Raw genomic sequence first — 13280 nt, forward strand, 5'->3', positions numbered from 1 at the left:
GTCGTCCCGCAAAAAAAAAGACGCGCCCGAGGGCGCGCCAAAGTGTGTAGCACACGCGTATTACTGGACTTGCCTGATCAGGTCCTGGCGCAGCAGCGTCTTGATCTTGATCACGTGGTCGTCTTCCTGCTCTTTGGCCTTGTGGAAGCCCTTGGCGATACGGGGATGGCCACCTGCTTCGGCCAGTTCGATCAACAGTTCCCAAGCAGCGTTGTCCTCGAGTTCGAGGGTTAGCAGCGCGTTGATGCCTTGAGCAATGTTGGTTCGCGGATCGGTGAGCACCTGCATCACGCCCATCGACTTGACCCCTACGACGTCGGCAGAAGGGGTCTGCGCGGTCGGGTCGGCGCCGAGCGTCTCGATCGCTTCGGCGACGATGTTCATGTGCTCGAACTCTTCGTCGCGGATGTGCTGCAGCACGCCGATCAGGTCCGAATCGGCCATGCTGATCGCCTTGGCCTTGGCGATCATGGCGTCGTACATGCGTACGCCGCTGCGCTCGAAGGCCAGGCGTTCGCCGAGCTTGTCCACTAGTAGCTCAGGGCTCTTGCCCAGCGCCATGTCGAATGTCGACTTGAGCATGCCCTTGGCAGAGCCGGGAACCGGTACCGAACCAATGCGATCGGCTTCTTCGGCGCGGGTTGCGCGCTCCATCATCAAGCCTTTGGAATCGCCCGGCACGTCCGGATGGATTTCGTTGACGGCGTCGAGCAGGCGCTTGGTGTCCTTCGGAGACATCTGCACGCCGGTGAAGTTGGTGCCCAGTTTTGCTGAATTAGCCATGTCCTTCTCTCCTCAAGAAACCTTGCGCATCTGCATAAGTTCGCCGCCCGGCGCCCACTGGTAACCGGCCGATACGATGTTCGGCGCGATACCTTCGGAATTGAGCTGGGCGCGGTAGTCCAGGGAGTTCTGCGGCTCCTGGCTCTTGTCGACGTACTCGGTGCCGCTGGTGCGCAGGTTGACCTCGGCTGCGAGGACTTGACGGACAAACTCACGCTGGCTCTTGAACTCGATCATCTTCGGCAGCGGACCTCCGAGGATTTCCGCTGGATCACGGCGCTCCAGCTTCTTGAAATACTCGCAAGCGATATTCAAATGGCCCAATTCGTAATCGAGGAAGCGTTCCCACAACGCCTTGATGCGAGGGTTGGTTTCCTGCTCGGCGCAGCTGGCGTAGGCATAGACTTCCATCGCCTCGTGCACCAGCCACTTCTCCATGAAGGATTCCTGCGGGTCGGCCAGCGAGCCGTACTGGGTGACATGCTGCTCTTCGACCGAAGCGATCTCGGCATAGAGCTGACGCGCCAGCGGATCGGCGAACAGCGGGCCGATGTTCATGTAGTAGTCGTGGGTCTGGTACTCGGCTGCAGTGATCATTGCTGCATGGATCTTGGTGATCAGTGCAGCCTGCTCTTTCTCGTAGCTTTCGCGCAGGTCATTGTCCGGATGACGATGATGCTCGGAGGTCTGCCGACCCGGCACGATGTCGGTGTAGCCCTGGAGGATGTTGTTCGCATCCTTGCCTTCGAGGCGATCGAGCATCGCGGAATAGCGGTACAGGTGATCGAAATCTTCCAGCAGACCGAAGCGATAGGTCTGCGCCTGATAAGGGTCGGGCTCGGTCTGGGCGACGGCGGCAGTCACCTCGATGGCGACCTGCTCGTAGGCAACCGTGGTTTCCAGCGGCGAGTGGTCGGCGGAGATCAGCCAGTTGACCATGGTCGCCTGATGCTGCTCGACGCGACGGATCTCGGCGAGCGGGCCACGTAGCTGTCCGGTGATCCGCGCAATGCCGTGCTTGAGGCGCAGCGCATCGGTTTCGATCCCGTTCATCAGGATGATCCGCACGCGGGTGAACGCATCGTCATCCAGCTTGCTGATCGGCTTGCCCGCCATCTCTTTCCAGGTGAACTTCTGCTTTTCAAGGGGCGTGCCCTTGTTATCGAGGATGCCGGTTAGGTTATCCATGGAGCCTCCGTTTAAACGGCTTGTATTGGCTGGACGTACAGATTCGTACGGCCAAATCACGGGTCAGGCTGGGCTGACGGTCTAGAAAATGGACGGAGGCAAGCGGAGAACAATTCCGTGAAACCTGGTGCGAACATGCAAGGACTCGACAAGCGGCAGCGCCCAACCCCTTCGAACAGGCTCCGATTCAGCGCAGCGTGATCAGCCGCCACGCCTTGCCGCATCGCGCTTCAAACGAAGCGGCGAGGGGTTTCAGCGGAGCGCGTCCAGTTGCCGTTTCCGCTCGTCGGCAGGCAGGCGACCCAAGGACGCCACGGCGGCATAGAAGCGCGGCCAATCGCCGCCGACCTGCTCGTATAACGCGGCGAAGGCAGGCACCCATTGGTCATAGAGGCCAAACGGAACCAGGCTGGCATTGTTCAGCGGCTGGTTCATCCAGCGATCGAAGCGGTCGTCGCCTTTCCACGGGCCGTCGCGCAGCTGCAGATAGGTCTGCCGCATGCGCATGAACTCGTCACGTTTGGCAGCGCGCATCGCGGATTCGCTCAGGTCGGACGCGTAAATCACGGCCAATCGATCGCGGGTCGCCAGGGCCAGCTTGCTGAGGTCGGCGTAATGCTTGCGCGCGGTCTCGTTCGGCGCTGGCAGGCCACGGCTGGCACGCCACTGCCGCAGCCCTTCGCGCTCGACAAAGGAGGCAAAGGATTCGTTGAACGCCGTGTCGTCAGCGACATACAGCTGCTGATGCGCCAGCTCGTGGAAGATCAGCCCGGCCAGGCGATCATCGTCCCAGCGCAGCATCGAGCTGAGCAGCGGATCGTCGAACCAGCCCAGGGTCGAATAGGCCGGTACGCCGGACACCAGCGTGTCGTAGCCCTCGGCTTGCATCAGCGCCGCGGCGCCGCGAGCGCGACCCTGCTGGTAGTAGCCGCGATAGGCCACACAACCGGCTATCGGAAAGCACTGGGTCCGCTGCTCCACCGAAAACTCCTCGGCGACGAACAGATTCCACATCACATACGGCCGCTGGATCTCGGCGTAAACCCGATAACTCTGGTTGTCCGGGAGTGCCAGCGCATCGCTGGCGAAGCCTCTGGCCTGCAGGGCGAGGGCCAGTCGCTGACGCAACTGCGGTGCGCGTTGCGGATCGTCGACGATTGCCACAATGGGCTCGCGCTGGCGCAGCAGCTCGAGCTGACCGACCGCCAGTTGCCCGTAATAGCTGCTGCAACCAGTCAGACCTACCGCCAGCAGCAGGGGAACCCAGCGCAATATTCGGTTGTCGACTGCGGCGATTTTCGGCTTCGACCTGAACACACGCTGACCTGTCTGCTGGCCCCACGGGGCGATGCGCTGAGCCTACAACGAGTTCGAAGCCCACCCAAACACCGAACATGCCGGTGCCAAATCGCCAGGCCGCTACCGATCGGAGATCCAGTTACATGCGAATCCTGATGCTTGTTGTTGCGCTATCCAGCCTTGGCGGCTGCGCCTTGTGGATGCCCCAGCCCGATCCGAACCAGGCCTGGATCGATCTTGATCCCCACGGAGAAACCGAATTGATGGCCGTGGCGGTCGATGAACGACCGCTGAAGGATGATCGCTACTTTCAGGTCGCCCCCGGCAGCCATCAGCTGGGTATGCGCTATCGCTTCGAAGTCGGCCCGGCTGATGTGGGTCGTGACAGCGAAGCGCTGGCACGCGACTGCCGCCTGACCCTGAGTTATGACAGCTTCAACGCCGGGGCGCGCTATCGACTGGTGGCCGGCGGCTACGGTTTCCGCCCCTGGGCCAAGCTGTACGACCAGCATGACCGCATGCTGGCCAAGGCCACCGAGCGCGGCTGCGGCGGGGTCGCGACCCGCTAGCGTTTCGGTAGTGAACCGTTCTGTTGCGGTGCAGTCGTTGAAAAAGTGCCGAAGGTGGCTCAGGCTCATTGGCTGACCGCGACAGCAGAGGCTGATCCTGCGGTTATCCGGAGGATTCATCATGCGTCTGTTCATCGCTCCAATGCTGGCGCTCGGCCTGATCGGCTGTGCCGGCCCCCTGCCTGCACCTGATCCGGACATGGCCTGGGTCGAGCTGAGCGCCCAACCCAGCGACATCTTCATGTCCGACCAACTGGACGGCGAGCGCACGCCAGACGGTCGCTATTTCCAGGTCAGCCCCGGTGCACATGAACTCGAGGCACGCTACGAATTCGAAATCAGTAGCGGTGGCTTCGGCGATTTCGGCGACACCCAGTACCTGCGCTGCACCCTGGTGATCAACTACGACGATTTCCAGCCCGGACGGCGCTATCTGTTCCAGGCCCGCTCGCTGGGCTTCACCCCACAAGGCTGGCTGCGCGACGAAGACCGTAATGTCCTGGCGCGCGCCGAGGCCGAGCACTGCTACTGAGCAGCCGTCAGCAAAGAGGTAGACGATGTCCCGTATCGAACACACCCGTTTCTCCACCCTCGACCTGGCGCCGATCCGCGATGACGGCGATGCCGGTCTGGCCCTGCGCAACTCGCTGGCGCTGGCCCAGCACGTGGAGAAGCTCGGCTTCGAGCGCTTCTGGGTCGCCGAGCACCACAACATGGACGGCATCGCCAGCGCCGCCACGTCCGTGCTGATCGGCTATCTGGCGTCCGGCACGTCGCGGATTCGCCTGGGCGCTGGCGGCGTCATGCTGCCCAACCATGCGCCGCTGGTGGTCGCCGAACAGTTCGGCACGCTGGAAGCACTCTATCCGGGTCGGATCGAATTGGGTCTGGGTCGCGCGCCGGGCGCCGATCAGTTCACCGCCCACGCCTTGCGCCGCGACCGCATGGGCAATGCCGATGACTTTCCGGCCGATGTGGAAGAACTGCAGATGCTGCTCGGCCCGCGCCAGCCCAACCAGCGGGTCATCGCCATGCCAGGCATGGGCAGCAACGTGCCGATCTGGCTGCTCGGCTCGAGCCTGTTCAGCGCTCAGCTGGCGGCGGCCAAGGGCTTGCCTTACGCCTTCGCCTCGCATTTCGCGCCGCGCTACATGCACGAGGCGATTCGTCTGTATCGCGAGAACTTCCGCCCCTCCGAGGTGCTGGACAAGCCCTACGTGATGCTCGGCGTGCCGCTGATGGCCGCCGATACCGACGAGCAGGCCGAATACCTGGCCACCACCGCCTACCAGCGCATCCTTGCCCTGATCCGTGGCCAGAGCCTGGTGCTGGTGCCGCCGGTCACCAGCATGCAGGGCAAGTGGCTGCCCCATGAGCAGGACGCTGTCGGCAGCTTCCTTGGTATGGCCCTGATCGGCGGGCCGGAAAAGATCCGCGCGCGGCTGGAGATCCTTCTGGAGCAGACAGCGGCCGATGAACTGATCTTTACCTGCGACCTCTACGAAACCGCCGACCGCCACCGCGCCTTCGACATCCTCGCCGGGTTGCGTTGACCTAAAGAGCGCATCGAGGCAATACCGATCGCTCCGAACACTCTGCGACAACGTTCCACAGCAAAGGCTTGTAAGCGCGACGCAAGCGCACAGCTCTGCGCCGGCCTCTCAACGAGGCCGGCAGCCGACGCCCCTTGCGCGCCTGGGCCAGCGGCCGCCCCGCTCGACGAACGCAGCTGAACCCCGTCCAGCCGCGTCGATCAAACCAACAGCTTATGCGTACTTCGGCGCGTCACGCTTGTTTGCGGAAGACTGAATGAATTTTCTTGAATGGATGGCCGTGCTCGGCATCCTGCTGCTGATCCTAGCCCTGGCATCGGCCTACCTGCGCTGGCTGCCGGTCACTACCTCATTGATCTATCTGGGCTTCGGTCTGCTCATCGGCCAGCTCGGCGTCGGCTTGTGGGAGATGGAGTTCATTCACATCGCCAGCTGGATGGAGCACCTCACCGAAATCGCGGTGCTGGTGTCCCTGTTCGTCAGCGGGCTCAAACTGCGCATGCCGCTGGGTCATGCGGCTTGGAAAGGCGCCTACATTCTCGCCGGCCCGGTGATGCTCGCCTGCATCGCGGGTGTTGCCGCCCTCTGCCATTACCTGCTCGGGCTCAGCTGGGGCATCTCAGTGTTGATCGGTGCCATCCTTGCCCCCACGGACCCCGTGCTCGCCAGCCTGGTGCAGGTGAGCAACTCACGCGACAGTGATCACGTGCGCTATGGCCTGTCCGGCGAAGCCGGGTTCAACGATGGCACGGCCTTCCCTTTCGTAGTGTTCGGTTTGCTGCTGATCGAACAGGAAACCATGGCCACCGGCTGGGTCAGCGAATGGGCGTTGCATCGACTGGTCTGGGCGGTGCCGGCCGGGTTGGGCTTTGGCTATCTGCTCGGGCGTTTGATCGGCAGGCTGGCGATCTTCCTGCGCGCTCGGCACGCCGATACGTCCATGTCGCCGAATGATTCGCTGGCGCTGGCGCTGATCGCGCTGGCCTATGTTGGCGCCGAGCTGATCGGCGCTTGGGGCTTTCTTGCGGTATTCGCAGCCGGCCTGGGGCTGCGCCACGCGGAAAAAGACGCCGCGGACGAATCGGAAACGCCGTCCGAGGAGCTGATCGCCCACGCCGTGCCGCATATGGCAGAGGGCGGCATGATGCCACGCGAACTGCCGCTCGAAAGCGACAAGATCGCCGAGCCCAAGGTCGCGGCCGGGGTCATGGTGGGTGACATCCTGACCTTCGGCGGGCAGCTGGAGCGCAGCCTGGAAGTGCTGCTGGTGACCATTCTCGGAGTGTTGGTCTCGGTGCACTGGGACTGGCGCGCTGTGCCTCTGGCGCTGGCGCTGTTCATGGTGATCCGGCCGCTCAGTGTGTGGCTGTTGATACCGCACCGCTACCTGGACCGGACCCAGCGCCTGACCGTCGGCTGGTTCGGCATTCGGGGGATCGGCAGCCTGTACTACCTGAGCTACGCGGTCACCCACGGCCTGTTGCCGGAAGAGGCCGAAGCGATCATTCCGCTGGTGATTTCAGTGGTGGTGTTGAGCATCGTCGCGCACGGGCTGAGTACTCAACCATTGCTGCGACGTTACGAACGCAGCCGCGGCCAGTCGCCAACGGATCACGCCTGACACGACGCGGCAGGCAGGCTCCCAGGCAGCTGGCTAAACAGCCGCTGCCGGGCCGCCCGGACGGCAGATCAGCTGTTCGCGAGGCGGAAGCCGACCTTCATGGTGACCTGAAAATGGCCGACCTTGCCGTTTTCGACATGGCCGCGAATCTCGCCCACTTCGAACCACTCGACGTTCTGCAACTTGCTGCTGGCTTCAGCGATACCGTTCTGAATCGCTTCATCAACGCTGTTGCGCGAAGAACCGACGATTTCAATCTTCTTGTACGTGTGATGATCCGACATGAATAAATCCCCTTCTGGTCTGAGGAGCCTCCGCTCGGTAATAACGCGTCCTGTTCATTGAGGCCCGCGAAGGGCCTCGGAAGTTCAGCGGAGCGGCCGATCCGCCGATGGCGGCCGGCGAATATCAGCACCCACTACCTGGATAACTCGAAGGTTATCCGCGCGGCAGCTTATCCGTGTTGATCGACGTACAGCCGTAGGGTGGGCTTCAGCCCACCGGAACGCTCGGCCCAAGTTGGTGGGCTGAAGCCCACCCTACGAGACTGCAGCGACACACGGCAGGTGGATAACTCGAAGCTTATCCACGCGGCTCTTCCTGCCAGCGTCACTCGACCCGCCGATAGCGGTAATGCTGCGCCTTGAACACCTGGTTGAAATAACGCCCAAGGGAATCGGCCTGCAGCAACGCCTGGACCACTTCGGCCGGCACCTGCTCGTAGCGGTACTGCGAGCCGTTATGAAACTCAACCTCCAACGCCTGCTCGTCCGGGTCGTAACCCAAGGCGCGCAGGCTGCTCGAATTCACCGCGACCCGTTTCATAGCGCCGGATCGGGCTCATGCTTGAAGCCCTCGGCCTGCATCTTCCACAAGGCGTCGAAAGCACCGCCGCGGCTGCGCAGCTCCATCGGTGCGCCGTCTTCGATGATCAGTCCGTTGCGCAACACGATGATCCGGTCGAAGCCTGCCAGCGTCGACAACCGGTGCGCGACGGCCACCACGGTGCGGTTGTGCACCAGGCTGTTCAGGGCCGCCTGGATCTCCCCTTCCGACTGGGTATCCAGCGCCGAAGTCGCCTCGTCGAGGATGAGAATGGGCGCGTCCTTGAGAAAGGCGCGGGCGATACCCAGCCGCTGACGCTGGCCACCTGAGAGCATCACGCCGCGCTCGCCGACCAGCGTGTCGTAGCCCTGTGGCAGCTCGCGGATGAAGGCATCGCAGAAGGCGTGACGGGCCGCTTCCACCACGTCCTCGTCACTGGCCTCAGGGCGTCCGTAGCGGATGTTCTCGCGTATCGACCGGTTGAACAGCGCCGTTTCCTGCGGCACCACGGCAATCTTCTCGCGCAGGCTGTTCTGGCTGACGGAGCGTACATCCTGGCCATCAATGAGGATGCGCCCGGCATGCACATCATCCAGGCGTTGCAGCAGCTGGATCAGCGTCGATTTGCCCGCACCGGACGGACCGACCACTCCGACCTTCTGCCCCGCCGGAATATGCAGGTTGAGGTGCTCGAAGATCATGCCGCGCTTGGGGTAGCCGAAACTGATGTCGTCGAAGGTGATGTCACCCTCGGCCAGCATCAGCTGGGTTTCCGGATCGTCCAGGCCGTGCGGTTGGACGATGATGCGCAGGGTGTCGTCGATGGCGCCGATCTGCTGAGTGGTGTCCACCAGCGCCAGCGCCAGATCCCGTGAGCCGTGGAGGATGCGGAAGGTCAACGCGCTGACCAGCACCACGTCACCGGCGGTCACCGAACCGTTCACCCACAGGCTGATCGCCCAGACCAGCATGCCCCCGGCCATCAGCGACAGGCAGATGTCGTGGATAACGCGGGCCTTTTCCAGGTACATCCAGCTGCGCCGCTGGGCCTTGGCCTCGTAGCCGATCTCGTTGGCGAGGCGTTCCGCTTCACGGTCACGTGCGGAAAACGCCTTGATGGTCCAGACATTGGAGACCGCATCCACCAGCTCGCCGCCGACCCGTGCCGATTGCGCGGCGAAACGCTGATGCTTGGTGCGGCCACGAATGCCGAAGCCGGTGATCAGTGCCGCGACGATGGCAACGAACAGGACCAACGCAACGGCCATGCGCCAATCGACGGTCAGCAGCACCACCACCGCGCCGATGAAGTCGACGATGGGCGGCACGATCTTCCAGGCCAGACCGCCATAGATCGCCCCTGCCGCGGCACCCAGGGCCGAGATACGGTTGCCCAGCGAACCGGCGAAGTGCTCGGTGAAGTAGCGCATCGGGTGGCCGGTCAGGTGCTTGAACAGGTCGACCCGGATGTCCACCACGCTCGCCACCACCGTGCGGCAGCCGAGCCAACCGCCGAGGCGCCAGAAGATGTTTTCAACCACGATCAGGCCGATGAACAGCCCCAATGGAAACCATACGTCCGCCGCGCCCCGGTTGGCGCTGCCTTGCGCCATGGCATCGACCAGCAGCTTCATCCCGTACTGCACCGCCACCGCGCAGCTTGCCGCACCGACGATCAGAAGCAACAGCCCGCCGAAATGCCAGGGCCGTAAGCAGACGTAGTGCCACAGGAAGGCGACCGGGCGATCCGGCAGGAGCGGCACCCGCGGCGGTGTGCGCAGTGCCGGCGCGTTCATGGCAAGGCGTTGGCGAGGTTTGAAACCGGATTCGAGTGACTGAAGCGCGCCTGCTGCAGCCGCAGCTCATCGGCCAACCCCTCATGCACACGGCGGTTTCCGGCTTCGTCCGGGAAGCCCAGCAGCCCCACCGGGCAGTGGCGGTCGTCGGTCCAGCCTGGGTAATCCAGCACCGGATAAAGGCAGATGCCTTCTACCGGCACGCCACGCTGCATAGCCAGGCCGGCCTGCTCGCTGACATAGCGCAGCCAGTCGCCGCGCACATCGCCTTCGGCGCCGGTTTCGGCGATCAGAATCGGCCGTTTATAGCGCTGCGAGATCTCACTGAGAATGCCTTTGAAAGGCCGATAGTCGGGGCTGTCCCGGCCGATGGTGTTGCCTTCGCCGTGATACCACTGGTTGTCGGGGTAATAATTCACGCCAAGCACGTCGAGGTACTCCGGCGCTCCGCCGAGGCCCGGCCAGAGTTCGCCGCAAAGCATGTCCCAGGCTTCGAACTGCGATTGGCGGTAGCGCTCGGCCTCACGCTGCGGACCGGGCCGATCATTTGGCGCGACGACGTGAATGGCCGGCTCGACCTGGATAAAGCGCGCCCGCGGCTCGACCTCTCGGATCGCCTGCATCGCGGCGATGGTGGCGCGGACCAGCTGGTGCTTCAACTCGAAACCACGGCCGCGCGCCATCGGGTTGAAGTAGGCCTCGTCGCCGCCAGCCCAGGACCAGAACGAGATCTCGTTGAGTGGCGCATAGATCGGCACCGTATCGGTCTCGTCCTTGATCAGCTGCGCAGCCGCGCCCGCATAGCGGGCAAAGCGTTCGACGAACTGCGGCCGCCAGATGTCGATGTCGTCCGGCCAGCCGTAATGACACAGGTCCCAGATCACCTGGAGGCGCTGACGCTGAGCCGCCTGCAGCATCGGCAGAAAGCTCGACCAGTCGTATTGCCCCTTCGAGCGCTCGATCAGGTGCCAGCGCAGGCCGTCCCGCACCGTTTTCAGACCGTGCCGCTGCAGTACGGCGTAATCATGGGCGGCCCAGCGGTCATGTCCCGTGGCGGCCAGCAGGTCGAGGCGTCGCCCATCACTGCGGCGGTGGCTCGAGCATTCGAAACCGCCGAGAAGAAAGCTCTGAAAAAGGCTTGGCTGATGCATCCGTGTCTTTCTCTCAGAGAGCCTGTTCGGCCAGGGACTGACTGTGCGCCGACTTGTCGTTAGCGGCAGGGTAAGACTCGGCTTCCTCGATGCGCTTGTACAGCGCCAGCGCCTGTCCGACCACCTGATCCATGTTGTAGTACTTGTACGTACCCAACCGTCCGACGAAGGTCACGCCGGGCGTCTGGTCCGCCAGCTGCTGGTAACGCTTGTACAGCTCGGCATTTTCCGGCCGCGGGATCGGGTAGTAGGGGTCACCCTCAGCCGAAGGGTATTCGTAGGTGATGCTGGTCTTTGGATGGACCTGACCGGTGAGGTGCTTGTACTCGCTGATGCGCGTGTAGGGCACGTCTTCACCCGGGTAGTTGACCGTACCGACCGCCTGAAACTGTTCCTGGTCGAGCTGCTTGTGTTCGAACTTCAGCGAACGATAGGGCAGCTTGCCGAAGCGGTAGTCGAAATACTCGTCGATGGGCCCGCAGAAAATCAGATGGTCGTGCTGCACCTCGTCGCGGATCTCGCGGTAATCGGTGTTGGTCATGACTTTGATGTTCGGGTGCGCGAGCATTTTCTCGAACATCTTGGTGTAGCCATGCTTGGGCATCTGCTGGAAGGTGTCGGTGAAGTAGCGGTCGTCGGTGTTGGTGCGCGTGGGGATGCGCGCGGTCACCGACTTGTCCAGCTGCGAGGGGTCGAGGCCCCACTGCTTGCGGGTGTAGCCGCGGAAGAACTTCTGGTACAGCTCGCGGCCGATGCCGTTGATCACCACGTCTTCGCTGGTCTGGATGTCGTCCACCGGCTCGGCGCGGCTGGCGAGGAAATCCGCCGCTTCCTGCTCGGTGGTCATGTTCAGGCCGTACAGCTTGTTCAGCGTGGTCATGTTGATCGGGATCGGCACTCGCTGCCCGTCCACCTGCGCCAGCACGCGGTGTTCGTAGGGTCGCCACTCTGTGAACTGCGAAAGGTAATCGACGATGCGCTGGGCATTGGTGTGGAAGATGTGCGGCCCGTAGCGGTGGATCAGCACGCCGGCTTCGTCGTAATGATCATATGCATTGCCGCCGATGTGCGGGCGCCGGTCGACCACCAGCACGCGCTTGTTAAGCCCGGCCGCCAGCCGTTCGGCCAGCACGCTGCCGGCGAAACCGGCACCGACGATCAGGTAGTCGAAGCCGCGCCGACCATTGGATGAGCCTTCGCTGGCCCCGCCGCCTGCCATCTCGGGGTTGCTGTCTCGCAGGCTTACATCGCGCATTGCATCTTTTCCTTCATCAACGCCCAGGTATGGTCCCAGGACATGTCGCCGAGAATCTCGTCAGCGGTTTTCAGCAGACGGTCGCGGTCCTCGCCATCGGCCAGGGCCTTGTCCACCGCATCGATGAACGAATCAGGCGTGTCGGCGATATGGACAATCTCGGTATCGCCGTAGGTGCGCACCACGTCCTTGATCGGCGTGGACACCACTGGACAGCCGCCGGCCAGGTATTCGGGCGTCTTGGTCGGGCTGATGAAGCGGGTCGACTCGTTCATCGCGAACGGCATGATCGCCACGTCCCAGCCGGACAGATATTTGGGCAACTCGTCGTATGTCTTGCCGCCCAGATAGTGGATGTTGTCGCGCTGCGGCAGGTCGGCCGAGTCGATCTTCACCACCGGACCGACCAGCACGAACTGCCAGTCCGGCCGCTGCTCGGCGACACGGGCGACCAGCTCGATATCGAAGCGCTCATCGATCACGCCGTAGAAGCCCAGCCGTGGATGCGGAATCTCGGCCTGGTCATCGGGGTCGGCCTGAGTCCGCCGCGCCCCGGCAAAATGTGCCACGTCGACGCTGCTGGGAAAGGCGAAGGCGTTGTCGTGCAACGTGCGCTTGGCTTCCCAAAGACTGTAGCCACCGGTAAATACCAAATCGGCGCGCTCGAGCAGCTCGCGCTCGCGCTGCACCAGCTCGCGCGGCGCGCCACGGAAGGCCGAGAGTTCGTCCATGCAGTCATAGACGGTGAGCTTGGGCTTCAGGTGGCCGGCATAACCCAGCGCCATCGGCGTGTAGTACCAGAGCATCAGCTCATTGACGCCGAGCTTGTCCAGATAACCGTCGAGCAGGTCGCGCTGCACGCGCAGCGCCGTGTCGCCCTCGCAGCCCTTGGGCAAACGTGGAATCAGCACCTGAACATCATTCTCCTCAGGCCGCACCTCCAGCCAGGGCTGAGCGTCCTCGGTGGGCATCGGCTCTTCGGCATACAGCACGTTGAAGTCCCGCGCGAACCGCGACATCAGATGCTGGGGTCGCTGATAGACGAATCGCCAGCGCAGGTGCGAGAGACAGAGCAAGGTTGGCACCTGCTCGTCGAACACGACTTCCGGTGGCGTCGCTTGTTTCTCGGGGGATTTGCCAATTTCGTATTGGTAGGGGCCGGCCCAGCTCATGGAAACCTCGTCAAGGGTGGCAATGCCCTCCAGAGTCCCTTCTGCCGCATCGCATAAGCCTGCGCAGC

General features: G+C 63.1%; 13 protein-coding genes. 4 read left to right on the forward strand and 9 right to left on the reverse strand.

Annotation, left to right across the window (positions count from 1 at the left end; genetic code table 11):
• Positions 1-60 precede the first annotated feature (60 nt).
• The 3 genes from CXK96_RS14935 to CXK96_RS14945 form a co-directional block, all read right to left on the reverse strand.
• A complete protein-coding gene (locus CXK96_RS14935) occupies positions 61-783 on the reverse strand; it encodes a ferritin-like domain-containing protein (protein ID WP_102837224.1) in 723 nt (240 codons plus the stop codon).
• A gap of 12 nt (positions 784-795) precedes the next feature.
• The gene (locus CXK96_RS14940; RefSeq protein ID WP_102837225.1) at positions 796-1971 is read right to left on the reverse strand and encodes a hypothetical protein; all 1176 of its coding nucleotides are present in this window, start codon (positions 1969-1971) and stop codon (positions 796-798) included.
• 252 nt (positions 1972-2223) lie between these two features.
• Entirely contained in the window at positions 2224-3288 is a 1065-nt protein-coding gene (locus tag CXK96_RS14945) for an aminopeptidase (RefSeq protein ID WP_102837226.1), read from the reverse strand.
• A 125-nt stretch (positions 3289-3413) separates the two neighbouring features.
• Here CXK96_RS14945 and CXK96_RS14950 point away from each other — a divergent pair, with 125 nt between their 5' ends.
• From CXK96_RS14950 to CXK96_RS14965, 4 genes are all read left to right on the forward strand, one after another.
• Positions 3414-3839: a hypothetical protein gene (locus CXK96_RS14950; RefSeq protein ID WP_102837227.1), complete on the forward strand. Its 426-nt coding sequence runs from the start codon at positions 3414-3416 to the stop codon at positions 3837-3839.
• 121 nt (positions 3840-3960) lie between these two features.
• Positions 3961-4371, forward strand: a complete 411-nt coding sequence (locus CXK96_RS14955; protein WP_102837228.1) for a hypothetical protein — start codon at positions 3961-3963, stop codon at positions 4369-4371.
• Between the two features lie 25 nt (positions 4372-4396).
• Entirely contained in the window at positions 4397-5392 is a 996-nt protein-coding gene (locus CXK96_RS14960; protein WP_102837229.1) for an LLM class flavin-dependent oxidoreductase, read from the forward strand.
• Positions 5393-5648: 256 nt separating this feature from the next.
• Complete coding sequence (locus tag CXK96_RS14965; RefSeq protein WP_102837230.1) at positions 5649-7013, forward strand: cation:proton antiporter; 1365 nt, start codon at positions 5649-5651, stop codon at positions 7011-7013.
• A 68-nt stretch (positions 7014-7081) separates the two neighbouring features.
• Here CXK96_RS14965 and CXK96_RS14970 read toward each other — a convergent pair whose 3' ends face one another.
• The 6 genes from CXK96_RS14970 to CXK96_RS14995 form a co-directional block, all read right to left on the reverse strand.
• A complete protein-coding gene (locus tag CXK96_RS14970; protein ID WP_019341430.1) occupies positions 7082-7297 on the reverse strand; it encodes a dodecin in 216 nt (71 codons plus the stop codon).
• Between the two features lie 325 nt (positions 7298-7622).
• Complete coding sequence (locus CXK96_RS14975) at positions 7623-7838, reverse strand: KTSC domain-containing protein (protein ID WP_102837231.1); 216 nt, start codon at positions 7836-7838, stop codon at positions 7623-7625.
• A complete protein-coding gene (locus tag CXK96_RS14980) occupies positions 7835-9634 on the reverse strand; it encodes an ABC transporter ATP-binding protein (RefSeq protein ID WP_102837232.1) in 1800 nt (599 codons plus the stop codon). The genes CXK96_RS14975 and CXK96_RS14980 overlap by 4 nt, the downstream gene beginning before the upstream one ends.
• The gene (locus CXK96_RS14985; RefSeq protein ID WP_102837233.1) at positions 9631-10785 is read right to left on the reverse strand and encodes a beta-glucosidase; all 1155 of its coding nucleotides are present in this window, start codon (positions 10783-10785) and stop codon (positions 9631-9633) included. The genes CXK96_RS14980 and CXK96_RS14985 overlap by 4 nt, the downstream gene beginning before the upstream one ends.
• Positions 10786-10798: 13 nt before the next feature.
• Positions 10799-12040, reverse strand: a complete 1242-nt coding sequence (gene glf / locus CXK96_RS14990; RefSeq protein ID WP_102837234.1) for a UDP-galactopyranose mutase — start codon at positions 12038-12040, stop codon at positions 10799-10801.
• Complete coding sequence (locus tag CXK96_RS14995) at positions 12028-13212, reverse strand: glycosyltransferase family 1 protein (protein WP_102837235.1); 1185 nt, start codon at positions 13210-13212, stop codon at positions 12028-12030. Before CXK96_RS14995 ends, glf begins: the two co-directional genes overlap by 13 nt.
• Positions 13213-13280: the final 68 nt, after the last annotated feature.

The organism is Stutzerimonas stutzeri (assembly GCF_002890895.1).
Taxonomy (GTDB): Bacteria; Pseudomonadota; Gammaproteobacteria; order Pseudomonadales; family Pseudomonadaceae; genus Stutzerimonas; species Stutzerimonas stutzeri_AB.

Excerpts from the sequence above, each read along its gene's own strand:
- CXK96_RS14935 (WP_102837224.1), bottom strand. The coding sequence starts at position 783 with ATGGCTAATTCAGCAAAACTGGGCACCAACTTCACCGGCGTGCAGATG.
- CXK96_RS14940 (WP_102837225.1), bottom strand. The coding sequence starts at position 1,971 with ATGGATAACCTAACCGGCATCCTCGATAACAAGGGCACGCCCCTTGAA.
- CXK96_RS14950 (WP_102837227.1), top strand. The coding sequence starts at position 3,414 with ATGCGAATCCTGATGCTTGTTGTTGCGCTATCCAGCCTTGGCGGCTGC.
- CXK96_RS14955 (WP_102837228.1), top strand. The coding sequence starts at position 3,961 with ATGCGTCTGTTCATCGCTCCAATGCTGGCGCTCGGCCTGATCGGCTGT.
- CXK96_RS14960 (WP_102837229.1), top strand. The coding sequence starts at position 4,397 with ATGTCCCGTATCGAACACACCCGTTTCTCCACCCTCGACCTGGCGCCG.
- CXK96_RS14965 (WP_102837230.1), top strand. The coding sequence starts at position 5,649 with ATGAATTTTCTTGAATGGATGGCCGTGCTCGGCATCCTGCTGCTGATC.
- CXK96_RS14970 (WP_019341430.1), bottom strand. The coding sequence starts at position 7,297 with ATGTCGGATCATCACACGTACAAGAAGATTGAAATCGTCGGTTCTTCG.
- CXK96_RS14975 (WP_102837231.1), bottom strand. The coding sequence starts at position 7,838 with ATGAAACGGGTCGCGGTGAATTCGAGCAGCCTGCGCGCCTTGGGTTAC.
- CXK96_RS14980 (WP_102837232.1), bottom strand. The coding sequence starts at position 9,634 with ATGAACGCGCCGGCACTGCGCACACCGCCGCGGGTGCCGCTCCTGCCG.
- CXK96_RS14985 (WP_102837233.1), bottom strand. The coding sequence starts at position 10,785 with ATGCATCAGCCAAGCCTTTTTCAGAGCTTTCTTCTCGGCGGTTTCGAA.
- glf (WP_102837234.1), bottom strand. The coding sequence starts at position 12,040 with ATGCGCGATGTAAGCCTGCGAGACAGCAACCCCGAGATGGCAGGCGGC.
- CXK96_RS14995 (WP_102837235.1), bottom strand. The coding sequence starts at position 13,212 with ATGAGCTGGGCCGGCCCCTACCAATACGAAATTGGCAAATCCCCCGAG.